The 15,630-nt window shown below is 51.3% G+C and carries 12 protein-coding genes and 1 pseudogene; 11 read left to right on the top strand and 2 right to left on the bottom strand.

The features are described from left to right. The 8 genes and pseudogenes from ACI1P2_RS27625 to ACI1P2_RS27590 all read left to right on the top strand — a co-directional run bounded on the left by ACI1P2_RS27625 (position 1) and on the right by ACI1P2_RS27590 (position 11,106). Positions 1 to 1,614 (top strand): response regulator, encoded by a 1,614-nt coding sequence (locus ACI1P2_RS27625; RefSeq protein ID WP_355326050.1) that lies wholly within the window; start codon positions 1 to 3, stop codon positions 1,612 to 1,614. Positions 1,615 to 1,735: 121 nt separating this feature from the next. After that, a complete protein-coding gene (locus ACI1P2_RS27620) occupies positions 1,736 to 3,307 on the top strand; it encodes an extracellular solute-binding protein (RefSeq protein ID WP_355326047.1) in 1,572 nt (523 codons plus the stop codon). Positions 3,308 to 3,340: 33 nt separating this feature from the next. After that, the gene (locus tag ACI1P2_RS27615) at positions 3,341 to 4,297 is read left to right on the top strand and encodes an ABC transporter permease (protein WP_355326044.1); all 957 of its coding nucleotides are present in this window, start codon (positions 3,341 to 3,343) and stop codon (positions 4,295 to 4,297) included. Positions 4,298 to 4,311: 14 nt separating this feature from the next. Continuing rightward, positions 4,312 to 5,217 carry a carbohydrate ABC transporter permease gene (locus tag ACI1P2_RS27610; protein ID WP_355326041.1) on the top strand — a complete coding sequence of 302 codons (906 nt, stop codon included), beginning with the start codon at positions 4,312 to 4,314 and terminating at the stop codon, positions 5,215 to 5,217. A gap of 22 nt (positions 5,218 to 5,239) precedes the next feature. Beyond that, positions 5,240 to 7,258 carry an alpha-L-arabinofuranosidase C-terminal domain-containing protein gene (locus tag ACI1P2_RS27605; protein WP_355326038.1) on the top strand — a complete coding sequence of 673 codons (2,019 nt, stop codon included), beginning with the start codon at positions 5,240 to 5,242 and terminating at the stop codon, positions 7,256 to 7,258. Positions 7,259 to 7,481: 223 nt separating this feature from the next. After that, a pseudogene (gene map / locus ACI1P2_RS27600) lies at positions 7,482 to 8,212 on the top strand (type I methionyl aminopeptidase). Between the two features lie 213 nt (positions 8,213 to 8,425). Next, on the top strand, positions 8,426 to 9,493 hold the full coding sequence (locus ACI1P2_RS27595; protein ID WP_355326100.1) for an ABC transporter ATP-binding protein: 1,068 nt from the start codon (positions 8,426 to 8,428) through the stop codon (positions 9,491 to 9,493). A 212-nt stretch (positions 9,494 to 9,705) separates the two neighbouring features. Next, on the top strand, positions 9,706 to 11,106 hold the full coding sequence (locus ACI1P2_RS27590; protein WP_355326035.1) for a carboxypeptidase regulatory-like domain-containing protein: 1,401 nt from the start codon (positions 9,706 to 9,708) through the stop codon (positions 11,104 to 11,106). A gap of 52 nt (positions 11,107 to 11,158) precedes the next feature. Here ACI1P2_RS27590 and ACI1P2_RS27585 read toward each other — a convergent pair whose 3' ends face one another. Next, positions 11,159 to 11,761, bottom strand: coding sequence for an AarF/UbiB family protein (locus ACI1P2_RS27585; RefSeq protein WP_355326032.1), 603 nt, complete (start codon positions 11,759 to 11,761; stop codon positions 11,159 to 11,161). Positions 11,762 to 11,775: 14 nt separating this feature from the next. Further along, on the bottom strand, positions 11,776 to 12,561 hold the full coding sequence (locus ACI1P2_RS27580) for a HipA family kinase (RefSeq protein WP_355326029.1): 786 nt from the start codon (positions 12,559 to 12,561) through the stop codon (positions 11,776 to 11,778). 257 nt (positions 12,562 to 12,818) lie between these two features. Here ACI1P2_RS27580 and ACI1P2_RS27575 point away from each other — a divergent pair, with 257 nt between their 5' ends. From ACI1P2_RS27575 to ACI1P2_RS27565, 3 genes are all read left to right on the top strand, one after another. Then, complete coding sequence (locus ACI1P2_RS27575) at positions 12,819 to 13,691, top strand: sugar phosphate isomerase/epimerase family protein (RefSeq protein ID WP_355326097.1); 873 nt, start codon at positions 12,819 to 12,821, stop codon at positions 13,689 to 13,691. 400 nt (positions 13,692 to 14,091) lie between these two features. After that, complete coding sequence (locus tag ACI1P2_RS27570; protein ID WP_355326026.1) at positions 14,092 to 14,940, top strand: PfkB family carbohydrate kinase; 849 nt, start codon at positions 14,092 to 14,094, stop codon at positions 14,938 to 14,940. Positions 14,941 to 14,970: 30 nt separating this feature from the next. Beyond that, the coding region (locus tag ACI1P2_RS27565; RefSeq protein WP_355326023.1) for an SIS domain-containing protein at positions 14,971 to 15,630 on the top strand (660 nt) is incomplete at its 3' end.

The following is a 15,630-nucleotide window of genomic DNA, read 5'->3' as shown; positions in this document are numbered from 1 at the left end:
ATGTTTCAAGTACTGCTGATCGACGACGAGCCTTTGGTGCATCAGCACCTGTGGTCATTATGGGATTGGAGAAGCCACGGCTTCGAGCTGTGCGGGCAAGCTTATAACGGTGACATGGCGCTGCAGATGCTTGAACGGACCCGGCCTCATATCGCCATCATTGATGTGGATATGCCGGGTATGAACGGGGTGCAGCTGCAGGGCATGATCAGGGAGCGTTTTCCCTCCGTCAAGACAATCATGCTCAGCAGCTACGATGATTACGATTATGTGCGTGAATGCCTGAAGAACGGGGCTGTCGATTATTTGCTCAAGCACAGGCTTGATGGCGAAGCCCTCATGGGCGTTTTGCATAAAGCGATGGAATTGCAGCAGCAGGGGCGGAACCCTGTGAGCCGGATGGTCAACCGTGAAAATGAAATGCTGGAAAGCATGAATCCCCGGTCTTTTCGCGAGCACATCGCCGAGTTGGTGCGGGGAAAGCCTGGTGCTGTCAAAGAGCTGGAGCTTTACGGGCAGCATGGCGGACAGCTATCCGATACGGTCTGTTATGCCGCGGCGGCGGTGCAAATCGCCTCTTTCCTGCTGCTGACGGAATCGCATAGCGATGTGGAGACGAACCGGCTGGTGCAGCAGGCCGTTGACATCATGCAGCAGAGCTTGGGCGATCTCCCGGCACGGACGGCGGCCTATGTAGAAAATGGGCGTTTCGTTGTCATGTTTGCGTTTAAAGACCGCAGCGAGCAGGCGGCCGCGAGCGAGGCAGCCGGACTGCTGGGCAAGCTGCGCCACTCGCTTGAGCTGTTCCTGAACTTGAAGTGCATTTATGCTTTCGGACATGTATGCAGCAGCTTGTTACAGCTTGCAGGCAGTTACCGCTCGGCGGAGCGGGCCCTCGACGCTCTTCCGCCCCGGGAGCAAACGGGAGCGTACAATGAGCGCGTCTCTTTGACCATTGAGGAGCAAAAGCAGCTTCTCCTTTCCGTGGAAAGTCTGGACAACGCAGAAGTGCAACGCTTGATCACCTCCATATTTGCCTCAATCCGCACACAGCCGCTTCATTCCCAGACGGTGCAAATGATCGTCAGCGAGTTGCTTTCCATCGGGGATAAAGCCATACAGAAATGGATGCCGACGGATAAAACAGCCGCAGGCAAATTGCCTTCGCGTGAGGAGCTGAGGAAGATCGGCAGCGTGGGCGAATTGGAGCAATGGCTGAAATCCTATTATGACGGTTTGTTGGGGCGGCTAAAGCAACTTCGCGCAGAGGGTCCTTATTCACGCCATGTATCACAGGCGATCTTGCTTATTCTCGAAAGGTATCAGGGCTATATTACCCTGGAGATGGCGGCGGGAGCGATCGGACTTCATCCTTCCTATTTAAGCAGGATTTTCAAGGAAGAAACGAAATCGACCTTTTCCGAATATGTGAACAAGGTGCGCATCGATGCCAGCTGCAGGCTGCTGGAAAGCGGTTGTTATTCGGTCAAGCAAATCAGCAGTCAGGTGGGCTTCACCACATACAATTATTTTTTCAAAGTGTTCAAGGAATTGACCGGGATGACGCCGCACGCCTATATGGGCCGGTTAAGGCGGAATGAGCCTGTAAAATAAGTGGAGTAAATAGTCATATTTTTATAATTTGTCATCTTGAACGGCTGAATTATAATGAACGCACACTGTGGGAAACGCTTACATATTTCGCTCGGTGATTGGAAAAGGAGGTCGTAACAAGATGCGCAAACCATGGGGAAGAACGATGCTAAGCATGATGGTCATTGCCGGTTTGGTTTTGGGCGGATGCAGTTTTGGCAGCGGCTCGGGCAAAGAGGCTGCCCGGGAGCCGGCGGCGGAAGTGGCAGTGAGCAAAGACGGATTCCCGATCGTACAGGAGCCGATCAAGCTCAAGATGTTCACCCGGGTCGCGCCCGTGAACGGGCCGTTTAAAGATATGCCGGTGTTTCAGGACTACGAAAAGATGAGCAATGTGCAGGTGGAATTCATTGAAGCGCCGACAGACGGGTTTCAGGAAAAGAAAAACCTGCTGTTCGCGTCCAACGAGCTTCCCGACGTGTTGTACCGCTCGTCTCTAACGCCTCTGGAAGCGGTCCGTTACGGAGCTGCCGGGCAGTTGGTTCCGCTGGAGGATTTGATCAAGGATTACGCCCCCAATTTAACAAAACTGATGGAGCAGTATCCGGAAATCCGCTCCGCCATCACGACGCCGGAAGGGCATATTTACGCGATTCCGGGTATTGTGACGCTGGCCGCGGCGCGTACCGACAAGAAATGGATCAATCAGGCGTGGCTGAAGAAACTGGGCCTGAAGGAACCGGAGACGACGGATGAGCTTTATGACGTGCTGGTGGCCTTCCGCGACCGCGACCCGAACGGGAACGGCCAGAAGGACGAAATACCGATGACCGCCCGTGTCGGCTTGTCGGTGGTGGGCGAGATGAGTGGATCATTTGGCCTGGATCAGCAGCTTGGCTACAATATTAATCTGGTCGACGGCAAAGTGGAAATTTGGATGGGCAGCGACCGCAACAAGGAAATGCTCATGTATCTGAACAAGCTTTATAAGGAGAAGCTGCTGGATCCCGAAGTGTTCTCTCACACGGAGGCGCAGTATTTGGCCAAACAAGGCTCGGGAAAAACAGGGTTTTTCTTCGACCAGACGAATAACAATTTCCTGCCGATCCAGGATCAATATGAGGGGATTGCACCTCCCGCCGGTCCGGATGGGGACCAGCTGCAGAGCCAGAACCTGCCGGTGCCGCGGGACTTTGGGGCCTTTGCCATCACTTCGGTCAATCCATATCCGGAAGCGACCATGCGCTGGATCGATTATTTCTACAGCGATGAAGGGGCTACGCTGCTGCGGTTCGGCCGGGAAGGTGAGCATTATGAATTAAAGGACGGTATTCCCTACTATAAAGAAGAATACTCCACTGCGGAGACTCAGCCGAAAATCACCCCGTACGCCGGAGGCGGAGCACCACATCTGATCAGCGAGAAGGTCGCATCCTACATCAATCCTCCGCAGGTGCAGGAGGCGCAGGAGAAGCTGGATCCATATATGCCGAAGGTCCGTTATGCGGCACCGATGTTTGACGAGCAAACGGCACAGCAGGTCAATATCCTGCGTACCGACATCGATAAATATTACGAAGAGCAAAGCACGAAATTCATTGCCGGGACGCTCAGCTTTGATAAATGGGAAGAATTCCGCTCCACCCTGCAGAAAATGAGGATCGACGAGCTGGAAAAGCTGTATCAGGAAGCTTATGAAAAGATGCAGAAATAAGCGGAAGCCTTTTTGGATAAGGAGTAGATGCTCATGAACAACACGGAGGCCCCTTTGAGGGCTGCGGTGCCCCGGAGTCGCCCCAAACGGGGCAATCTGGTCCGGCAGATGGCCAAAAGGTATGACCTATATCTCATGCTGCTTTTACCGGTAGCGTGGTACTTGCTCTTTCATTACGTTCCGCTGTACGGGCTGCAGATCGCGTTCAAAAATTTCAATCCGGCGAAGGGGATTCTCGGCAGTGAATGGGTGGGTTTTGATCATTTCACGCGCTTTTTCGATTCCTATTATTTCTGGAGGCTGCTCTGGAATACGCTGTCCATCAACCTGCTGTCCCTGCTGATCGCTTTTCCCATCCCTATTCTGCTGGCCATGCTTGTGAACGAGCTTCGCAGCAAAGCCTTCAGCAAAGTGCTGCAAAACATCACTTATATCCCGCACTTCATTTCGGTCGTCGTCATCGTCGGAATTCTGACAGTAATGCTCGCCCCCGCCGGTCCGGTCAACATGCTGATTCAGGCGTTTGGCGGAGAGCCGATCCGGTTTATGGAGGCGGCCGGCTGGTTCAAGACGATTTTCATTGGATCCAATATATGGCAGAACATGGGCTGGCAGTCGATCATCTATATCGCGGCCCTTAGCGGGATTAATCCGCAGCTGTACGAAGCGGCCAAGATGGACGGGGCTTCCCGGCTGCGGCGCATCTGGCACGTCTCCCTGCCGGGGATCGTTCCCGTCATCGTCATTTTGCTGATTCTGGACGTGGGGCAATTTATGAACATCGGATTTGAGAAAATACTGCTGCTGCAAAACAATCTGAATCTCGAAGCGAGCGATGTGATCTCCACGTTCGTTTATACGACAGGCATTCTTAAAGGTGAGTACAGCTACACCGCGGCGATTGGGTTGTTCAACTCGGTGATCAATCTGACGCTGCTGCTGATGGTGAACCGTTTTGCCCGCAAAACGTCGGAGACGAGCTTATGGTAAAGGAGGATGGGAACATGTCTCAGCCATCTGTGGTAAAAAAGACGTCGAAAGGTCCGGCAGACGAGCGTTGGTTTGATATTATTCTGTATCTTGTTGCGGCTGTGATCATTATCATTGTGCTGTATCCGCTGCTGTTTGTGGTCAGCGCCTCCTTCAGCGATCCGGCGAAGGTGCTAGGCGGGGAAGTGTGGCTGCTGCCGAAGGGTATTACCCTTGAAGCCTATGCGAATATTTTGGCTGATGATAAAATCTGGGCCGGATATGCCAATTCGATTTTATATACGACGGTTGGTACGGTTATCAATATCGTCATGACGCTCCTGGCGGCGTATCCGCTTTCGCGGCCGGATCTTCCCTTGCGCAGAGGGCTGGTGCTGCTGGTGACGCTCACCATGTTTTTCAGCGGAGGGCTGATTCCGACCTATCTGCTTGTCAAGGACCTGGGGATGGTCGATACGATGTGGGCCCTGATCATTCCGGGCGCGATTTCCACGTACAATCTGATCGTCATGAGAACATACTTTCAGTCCAGCATTCCCTGGGAGCTGCAGGAGGCGGCCCATATCGACGGCTGCTCCAACTGGCGGCTGCTGGTCAGCATTATTTTGCCGCTGTCGAAGCCGATCCTGGCGGTCATGGTTCTGTTCTACGCCGTCGGCCATTGGAATTCGTTTTTTAATGCGCTTATTTATATACGGAGTGAAGAGTTATATCCGCTGCAGCTGGTGCTGCGCGAAATTTTGCTGATCAGCCAATCGGCCGCCGTAGACGGCCTCGTCGGGTTGGAGGACAAGGTGCTGCTGGCCGAAAGCATCAAATACGCGGTCATTATCGTCTCCAGTCTGCCGGTGCTCATCATGTATCCGTTCGTGCAGCGGCATTTTGTAAAAGGCGTCATGATCGGCTCGATTAAAGGATAAACGTACCAAGGAGGGAATTCAATTGACTGCTAACGCTAGCATTACCATCGATACCAACCGGGCAAGCGATCATACAGTGAACCCTTATCTTTTCGGGCATTTCGTGGAGGACATTCGCGACCATATGGAGGCAATGCTCGCTTATCCCCTGAAGGATATGGATTTTGAAAGCGAAGCCGCGGGACAGACGGGTGTACCGGGGGACTGGACCCCCTATACGAACGGGCGGAATACGAAATATGCGCTGGAGGCGCCGGCTCCGCGGCATTCGGGCCGTGCCGTGCGCATCCGCATTCTGAGCGATGACGAGGCTTATGCCGGGATAACGCAAACGGCGGCGCTGAAGGGACCGATGGATTATACGGTCAAACTGGTCGCCCGGGCTTCCGTCGAGCTTAAATATGTGCTGGTCGAGGTGGCAGACAGGCGTACGGAGGAGCGGATCGGGCTTGTACGCATTGACCTGTCCACCCATAATTGGCAGGAATACGAGGTGAAGCTGTCCGTCTCCCGCGCTTGCACGGATGCTGAAATCCGGGTGTACGTGCCGGCCGATCATCCAAGGTGGCATGATCAGGTATCCAACGGCATGCTGTGGCTTGATCATATGTCACTGCTGCCTGCGGACAGTATCGGCGGGGTGAAGCGCGAAGTGATGGAGATGGCGCGGGGTCTGAACGCAGGCATGATGAGGCTTGCCGGCAATTACATCAGCGCTTACCACTTTGAGCATGGCATCGGTCCGATGCTGGAACGGCCCGTCATGTACAACGAAGCGTGGGGCGGGTGGACGTGCAAATATTTCGGCACGGATGAATTTATCCGCTTCTGCCGGGAGCTTGGGGTGGAGCCGCTCATTTGCGTGAACGATGGCTCCGGAACACCGGAGGAAGCCGCGCGGTGGGTAGAATACTGCAACGGCGGCATCGATACGCCAATGGGCGCGCAGCGGGCGGCGAACGGTCATCCCGAGCCCTATAATGTAAAGTATTGGGAAATTGGCAACGAAGTATGGGGAGACTGGCAGGTGGGCAGCTGTTCCGCGGACCAGTTTGCGGAGCGGTGCGTCGCTTTTGCTGAAGCGATGAAGGCGGCAGACCCGTCGCTTATTATTCTGGCCTGCGGGCATACCGATCAGGCCTGGAACCGGGCGGTGCTTGATATCGCGGGTGAACATTTCGACTATTTGACCCTGCATTTATATCACGGCCTGGGACGCTTCGGGATGAACCGCAATACGCCTGCCGAGGAGCGCTATAAAGCGATGGCTGCCTTCGCCGAGTGGACCCGCGACGATATCTGGCGGACGGCGGAACAGATCCGCGCGAATGCGAAGCACCGCCATATCAAGCTGGCTATTACCGAATACAACACAATGTATTATCCGAACACGGTCAGAAAAAGACTGCCGGATGAGCACACGTTGGGGGCCGCTGTGGCGAATGCTGCCAATCTCAATGAATTTCTGCGCTCCAGTGATTTGGTGCACATCGGCAGCTTTTCTGATCTCGTCAACGGCTGGCTTGGGGGCTGCATCCGCGTGGGGGATTATTATGCCGACCAATACCGCGGCAAAATTCCCGGGTGGAGTGGTCATCCCCTGACGGTGTACGGTACGCCGACCTACGAAGTATTGAAGCTGTATGCGAACCGGGACATCCGGCGGATGCTTTCTGTCGATGTGGCGTGCGGTTCCTTCTCCGTCCATTCACACAAGCCAACTCCTGCCGGATTTGATGTGCTGCCGGATTTGGACGTGGCCGCCTGCATCAATGAAGAAGGCAGCACCGTCACTGTCTTTATCGTGAACCGCAGCCTGCAGGAGGTAACAGCGGAGCTTAAGCTGAGCGGGTTGCAAGTGTCCGGGGAAGCGCTTCTCCATGAAATCACGGGTGATTCCATGGAGGAGATCAACTCCGTGTTTGCACCGGACCGGATCTCCTGCCGGGTGAGCAGAGTGCCGGAAGAGGCATGGCAACGCGGTCTTTCACTGCGCCCAGCATCGGTATATGCGCTTGAGATCAAGGGAAAGTGCATATGATGAGGAATGATTGACGATTATCATAAAAGCAATCAGGCGCCAAGTGTGCTCGGCGGCAACTGGAAGCTGTTCCAAAAGCGGATTTTGCATTGCTTTTGGAACAGCTTTTTTGTCGTTTAAGATGTACATATCATGCATAGCATTTTCAACTCAGGAAGATGAACTGGATTTCACTGCATACAATGTTATAAAATCATGGATAATTTTAATGGAGGAGCAAAGAATGATAACTTTAAAAAGTGAACGCGAAATAGAACTGATGCATGAAGCCGGAAAGCTGCTGGCCGCATGCCACCGTGAAATTGCGAACATCATTCGTCCTGGGATTACGACCATGGAAATTGATCGTTTTGTTGAGGACTTTTTGGCCCGGCACGGGGCGACTCCCGAGCAGAAAGGCTTTAAAGGATACGAGTATGCGACCTGCGCATCCATTAATGATGAAATCTGCCACGGCTTTCCGCGCAAGGAGCAGCTGAGAGAGGGCGATATCGTCACGATTGACATGGTGGTCAATTTGCATGGCGGCCTGGCCGATTCGGCATGGACGTATGCGGTGGGAAGTATTTCCGAGCATACGCAGAAGCTGCTGGACGTAACACTTGAGTCGCTGTACAAAGGCATTGAGGCAGCCCAGGCAGGCAACAGGTTAGGGGACATCGGCCATGCCATTCAAAGTTATGTCGAACCCTTGGGCTTCTCGGTCGTCCGTGACTTCACCGCTCACGGAATCGGCCCCACACTGCATGAGCATATGGTACGCAGGGCAGAGGCTTGAGATTAAAAGAAGGCATGGTCATTACGATCGAGCCGATGATCAATGAAGGAACGTGGCACAGCAAGATGGATGACAATAATTGGACGGCAAGAACGCTTGACGGCAAGCTTTCCGCCCAATATGAGCACACCGTGGCGATCACCCGGAACGGACCGCTGATTCTGACCGCGCAATAAACACGCAATAAGCGCTGAAGTGCGCCCCCTAAAATGGGGGCTTGACCACGCTCTAATATTTCGGGAGCGGTCGCATTATACCTGAATTTCCAATAACAGTATATCAGGCCGTTGTTTTATGTACCTTACCAGTCGTGTTATCTTGACTGTTCGGACATGTATGGTAAAATTATATGATAATACTTATCAGAATAAATGAATGTGAGTGATATAATGTCCAAGCTCCTGGAAGTTAAAGATCTGGCAATTTCATTTAAAGTGCGCGGGGGAGAGCTTCAAGCCATCCGCGGTGTAAGCTTTCATGTCAATAAAGGGGAAACGCTGGCGATTGTCGGTGAGTCCGGCTCAGGCAAGAGCGTAACCTCACAGGCCATCATGAAGCTGATCCCTTCGCCGCCGGCTGTGTACAAGCGCGGTCAAATTCTGTTTGACGGCAAGGAAATTATCAGCAAGACCGAAGAGGAAATGCGAAGCATCCGCGGCAACGAAATCGGAATGATTTTTCAGGACCCGATGACTTCTCTGAATCCGACAATCAAGGTTGGCAAGCAGATTACGGAAGTATTGTTCAAGCACAAGAAGATGTCCAAAGAAGACGCTTATAAACGGGGAATAGAACTGCTCAAGCTGGTCGGAATTCCTCATCCCGAGCAGCGTTTTAACCAGTACCCGCATGAATTCAGCGGCGGGATGAGACAGCGGGTCGTTATCGCCATGGCGCTTGCGGCGGATCCGAAGCTGCTGATTGCCGATGAGCCGACAACCGCGCTCGACGTAACAATTCAGGCGCAAATTCTGGAGCTGATGAAGGAGATTCAGAAGAAGATTGAGACGGCTATCATTTTCATTACCCACGACCTTGGCGTAGTTGCCAAGATGGCGGATCGGGTAGCTGTTATGTATGCAGGCCAGATCGTCGAGACTGGCACGGTGGATGAAATCTTCTATGATCCGAAGCATCCGTATACGTGGGGATTGCTGGCATCCATGCCGCATCTGGAGAGCAAAGGCCAGAAGCTGACTGCGATTCCGGGCACACCTCCCGATCTGCTGCATCCGCCTAAGGGAGATGCCTTTGCGCTGCGCAGCAGTTATGCGATGAAAATCGATTTTGAGAAGGAGCCGCCGATTTACAAGGTGTCCGATACCCATTATGTAAAATCGTGGCTGCTGCATCCGATGTCTCCTGCCGTGGAGCCGCCGGAAGTGGTGAAGAGCAAAATACGCAAGCTGGAGAATGCGTATGAGCAGCCGGTCTTGGTGGACAGCTACGAGGCCTAGTCCAGGACAACAGCTAAATACGATGAATGCAAAGCGCTGAACCTGATTGAAGGTTCGGCGCTTTTTTGTACCGTCTGATGGCATGGAGCAACTAAAAAACACAAGGAAAAAATAAATTTAAAAAGTAAACTATTCATTGAATTACAGTAATTGACAAGAGGTGAAAGGAGGATTATATTAAACTTGTAAAACTTAATAAAGGGGATGGTAGAATGGTCCGGAGAGTTATCGTGTTATTGGGTGCCTTGTTGTTCATGGCAGGTTTGACGTGGGCTTTACCGCTGCATGCAGCTTTTTCCTCGGAAGATGGAACTGCTGCCGGCATCAAACTGAAAGAGCTTGCGGATACAGATCTTGGCGGCATACATACATCAGCAACTCCGGCAGCGTCGGCAAGCAAGATGAGCGGCAAGCCAGCATCTGAGATGGACGAAAAAGTATTGTTTCACGGTTCTTATAACAGAATGTTTTCGATAACGGACGCGACATACAGCAATTCGGCAACAGCCGCCACCTATGACAACACCTCACCTGATGGGGCAATTTACATTGCGCCGGGAACGCAGACATCCGGTTATATCACGGCCGAAGGCGAGAGCAGATGGTTCCTGACTAATGTCGATTCTCCGCTGAAGCTTACTGCTTTGATGAATCCGGGAGCGGCCGTTGACTATGACCTGTCCCTGTATAAGCTCGACGAAGCAACAGGAATACTTACCCGGGTCTCCTATTCCCAAAAAGGAAACGGGCAGTACGAACAGTTAAGCCACGTAGCCGATCCAGGGTACTATTTTGTGCTTGTTCAATCCTATGTTGGATCAGACACGGTTAACCCGTTCACGCTTTATGTCGGACTGTCTGACAGTTATGATGCCAATGAGCCTGACGACAATCCCTGGTTTGCGAAAAATCAAGGCTCCAAGACGTTCAGCAGCCGCCAGAATATAGATAACTTTCTCGATGAGGATTGGACCAAAATCAGTCTGCCAAGAAATGCGCCTGTCCGCTTGCTTCTGAACAATCCTTCAGCCTATGGTGAATACCGGCTGGACCTTTATGACGGCAATCTTAACACTCTCGGATATCTTGAACAAAACTCTCAAGGGCAGGTTCAGCTTCCGGCAGGGGACTACTACATCCGTGTCTGGGCTCCGTCCTCCTTTGATCTTACGACTCCTTATACTTTGTCCGTAAGCTACCAGACAGCTGATGTGACCCGCGTCAGCATCACCAATATTACTTCGGATGGCGGAGTACAGGGATTCATTAACTATGGATACGGGGATAAATGGCGGATCAAAAATAACATTACGATCTCCGGCCGGGCATTTGATGCATCAGGCAATCCGGTTGCCAATGCGCCTGTGACGGCTGCCTTGAGAGTGACGATTAACCAGCAAATTTTCCAGGCCAACACCACAACGGACAGTCTGGGCTATTTCTCGGTTTCCCTTAACAACCTGACTCCGGCGGCAGGCAATTATTCTTACTATAATAACGGGTTAAGCATTCACTATTATGATATTATTCCAATCGTCTTCTTTAGCGGGGACAAGCAGGTCAGCGCGAATATCGATTCATTATATCATTTTGCCTATCAGATCAGAGCTTGAGCCATAAGCAGAAGCGAGCAGAGGCTGTTCCACACCAAGGAACGGCCTCTTTCTATTCAGCACAAGGAATCATAGATGCCTGCTTCCACTCGGCATACATCGCAGGATCCTGCCTTTCGACATATTGAAGGAAAGGGGCTAGATATCCTATATTAGCAAGACTTCTTAACATTCTTTCCGGATAGGGTTGTACTGTCCGATACGAATTCACATGGTCGATCACTTTGACCTGTCGTTCCGGAGTAATGTACACATGACGCAAAGCAGTATCAATCCGTGTAAATCCAACACGCTTCATTTCATAAATCATTGCCAGCAGCTTTTCGGCAAGGTAATGTGGGAATGCCTGCTGCTCGGAAAGAAATGTTTTAATACCCTGTCCCTGAATAAATTCCATGACGATATAATTGGGGCCGGTTTCGTATACTTGGGGGATGAACGATGCGGAAGAGGCACGGCCAAGGGTAACAGCCTCCTGTTGCGCGTCTGCTTCGTAGGCAAAGACCTTAACACACGCAGCAGCCGAGAGCTGAAAAACGGCTCCTTGCGCTCCTGCCCCGAGAAAGGGATGACCTGTCGGGTTACACCATTGAACCTTGTAAGGTTCACCAGGTGTATGAATGCCAGGGTACACTTGGATATTGTAAAATGCCACAGATTATCACCCCCTCACGGTTCGCTTCTCCACAACGGAAAATGGTCCTTGAGCTGTAAAAGCCAATTCGACAGATTCCACCTCCGGCAATCCAGTGCAAACGATACGGTTACGAGCTCCCTGCGGTTAACGCCCCATTCAACCGGCAGATCGGCGGTAATGTCGAGCAAATCGCTTGACGGCAGTGCGTTGATGGCAGCTATTGCTGAATCGAACGGGTTGGGACCGTCCAAATAGGGGACAAACTTGGCGTACAACGGTCCCCAAAATTTTCGGTATTCGGAAACTGAATTTAACACCGATTCCGGGGTCCAATTCGGCCCGCTCAAAATATTTGCATTATCAATCATCCATATCTGTGAATCAGATCCCCGTGAGACCAGGATGTTTTGCCCATAATCCCGCCATAGATAACGGTCGTTATTATCCAGCCAATAGTCAAATGTGATCATATCTGCGGCCTGTGCAATGTTGATGCAGCTGCCAAGCTCTTCGTCTGAGGGATTGTCCGTACTATCCGGAATATATCTGCTGCCGAAATGAGGGCCATCCCCGATATTGAAGCCTAATTCCAAGAACTGCGTTCTTAACGATTCATGAATATGGATGACCTGTCCATCTGGAACGGGGAGGTTCAACAGCTTTGCCAGTCTGCAGCAGATCATCTCGTTAGCGAGAGCCCGTATCCCCTGAGGGTTACTTGATAGTTTGACTACATATAAATTACCATCGCTGCATTGCATCAGATGAGGCTTACTCCATCCAAAAAGCGATCGGACATAGGTGACAGCCTGTAACATGGATACCCCTCCAAAGTGAATTGATCCAGTATTCAGATGACCTCCTTGAAATGTGTTATGTTTCAGTATATGAGCAGAAGGATATTGGGACAGGGCAATATGGCATTTACTGAGTCGCCTCTTCGACGGGAGGAGCAGGAGTAGTGCAGTGGATATTGAATACTAACTATGATATGGACAACGCCCAACGAGTCGAGTATCTGTGGGCAGATTGTGCTCAGACATATTTATTATGTATTTATGGAAACGAAAGGATGATGGTCGTGGGATTAACGAATAAAATCGGGGTTATATCGGATAGCCTTGGTCTTGGCGTGAGGGAGGACCTGAAGAAAGCGAAGGAAATCGGAGCTAATGGTGTGCAGATCTGGGCCATTGCCGGTGAAATGGAGCCTGACAATTTGACGGCAGAGGGCAGAAAAGAGCTGCGGGCGTACATTTCCGGGCTCGGACTTGAGGTATCGGCTTTATGTGCGGATTACGGCGGCCATGGCTTCAAAAATCCGGAAGAGAACAGCTGGAAAATCGAAAAGTCGAAGAAGGTGCTCGATTTGGCCTTCGATCTGGGTACCAATATCGTGACGACCCATATCGGTATTGTTCCTGAAAACAGCGATGATCCCGAATATGCCATTATGCAGCAGGCCTGTAACGAGCTTGCGGCTTATGCGTCCTTGCGCGGCGGATATTTTGCCATTGAAACGGGTCCGGAGCCGGCGGAGCGCCTGAAAAAGTTTCTGGATTCGCTAGACTCCAAAGGGGTGGCGGTTAATTTTGACCCGGCGAATATGGTGATGGTCACCGGCGATGATCCCGTGCAGGGCGTGTATACACTGCGTAATTATATTGTACATACCCATGTAAAAGACGGCGTGCGTCTGCGTGAGGTCGATCCCCGTGATGTATATGGAGTTTTGGACCACGAGCAGATCGCGGTCATGGCTGATGGCGGGGCCGGTTTCCGGGAGGTGCCGCTCGGCGAAGGCAGCGTTGATTTCGAGGCTTATTTCGCCGCCCTGCAGGATATCGGCTATACAGGTTATTTGACGGTGGAACGGGAGGTTGGCGAACATCCGGAAGACGATATCCGTGCAGCCGTGAAGTTTATACAGGGCTACCGCGATCGTTAGGATGTTGACGCATCTCCACTCTTGGCAACAGCCGCTTTGAAGAGCAGGTCATCACTATCTTCTTTAGCGGGAACAAACAGGTCGGCGCGAATATCGATTCATTATATCATTTTGCCTATCAGATCCGGGCTTGAGCGAACTGCCAACTGCATCATAATATAAAACCGAACTGCCTTCACTACTCTGTGAGGGCAGTTTTTTTATCGGATAGAATTACCGGGAAAACATGAAGTATTGCAACTATTTCCTCTTCGTAACCGCTTCGTTTCTGCCTCGTTTCAAATTGCGTATAAATTTACCTTCAAACCATACTTCCAGACATGGGATGAAGCTTCACTCAGTTATAAAATCAAAGGCGAGAAAGCGGCATACCTACATTTCAAGAAAAGGAGAGGTCCGGATGAAGCTGATCGGAATCGGAGACAATGTCGTCGACTATTATCAGGATCAGTCCATGATGTATCCGGGAGGGAACGCTTTGAACGTTGCCGTTGCAGCCAAGCGAAACGGAGCGGAACACAGTGCGTACCTGGGGTTGGTTGGTGACGATGAAGCCGGGGATTATGTGCTGAAGTGTCTCCAATCGGAGGGTATTGAAACAGCCCGGATGAGACGCGCTTATGGTCCCAACGCCTGTGCATCTGTCGCCCTGAATGAGGCAGGTGACCGCATATTTACCGGAACAAACCGTGAAGTGCGTGTTCAGTCGCTGCTGAGTTTACGCCTGACGAAAGGAGATCTTGACTACATTAACGGCTTCGATGTCATCCACACCAGTGTGAACAGCAGCATTGAGCATGAGCTTCCGAGTTTGTCGCACAAGTCCGTCTCCTTTGATTTTTCGACAAAGCAGAAATGGACATCACCGTATTTGCAGGCCGTATGTCCTCATCTTACGTATGCTTTTTTTTCGGGAGCCGACATGAACGATGATGAAATCTTTCGCCTTGTTGAAGAAACGCTTGTGTATGGCGTGAAGGTGGTCGGAATTACCAAAGGCAGCGAACCCGCAATGTTTTTCGAACATGGACAAATGTATCGGCAGCCGCCGCTGCCTGCACATGTAGTGGATACGATGGGAGCAGGGGATTCATTTATCGGCAGCTTTCTCGCTTCGTATCACGGGCACCGCGATATGGTTGAGGCTTTGCGAAAAGCGGCTTACTCGGCCTCCGTCACCTGCGGATTTTACGGTTCTTTCGGATATGGGACGCAGGCGGCTGATTCCGTTCGAGAAACGGTCCGGTAAGTGCATAACCAAAACAGAGGAGGAAGACAGATGGCACAAGTACCAGCTTATACAAAAGCAGAGGAGCAATTGGAGCGTATTTTTGAGGCTTTTAAGGAGAGGGAAATTCAGCGGGTTTTTTATGTCGCCTGCGGCGGTTCTTCGGCCCTCATGTACCCGAGTAAATATTTCCTGGATCGGGAATCGAAAAATATTACCGCAGAAATCTACAACTCTAATGAATTTATTCATCGTAATCCAATGTCATTGGGAGAGAAATCTCTCGTCATTCTTTGTTCGCATAAAGGGAAAACGCCTGAAACGACTGCAGCAGCCAAATTTGCCAAAGCCAAAGGCGCACTGGTGGTATCGCTTATGTATGTGGAAACGGCTCCACTTGCGGAGGAATCGGATTTTATCGTGAATTACAGCTGGATCTCGGCCGGCAACATGGAGCCAAACCCGGAAATTATGAACTATGCCATCCTTTATAAGCTTGCCATGGGACTCCTGTATGTGAAAGAAGGCAACCGGAAATATGAAAAGCTCGTAAGCAGCCTGCAGCATCTGGACACCGTGTTTGAGAAGCTCATGAAAACGTATGCGGAAAAAGCAAAGGCTTATGCCAAAGAGGTTAAAGATGAGGAAATCATCTATACGATGGCATCAGGCTCCAACTATGGCATGGCGTATTCTTTCGCCATTTGTATA

The organism is Paenibacillus jiangxiensis, from assembly GCF_046098255.1.
Taxonomy (GTDB): Bacteria; Bacillota; Bacilli; order Paenibacillales; family Paenibacillaceae; genus Paenibacillus; species Paenibacillus jiagnxiensis.
This window is presented reverse-complemented; position numbering and strand designations above follow the sequence as displayed.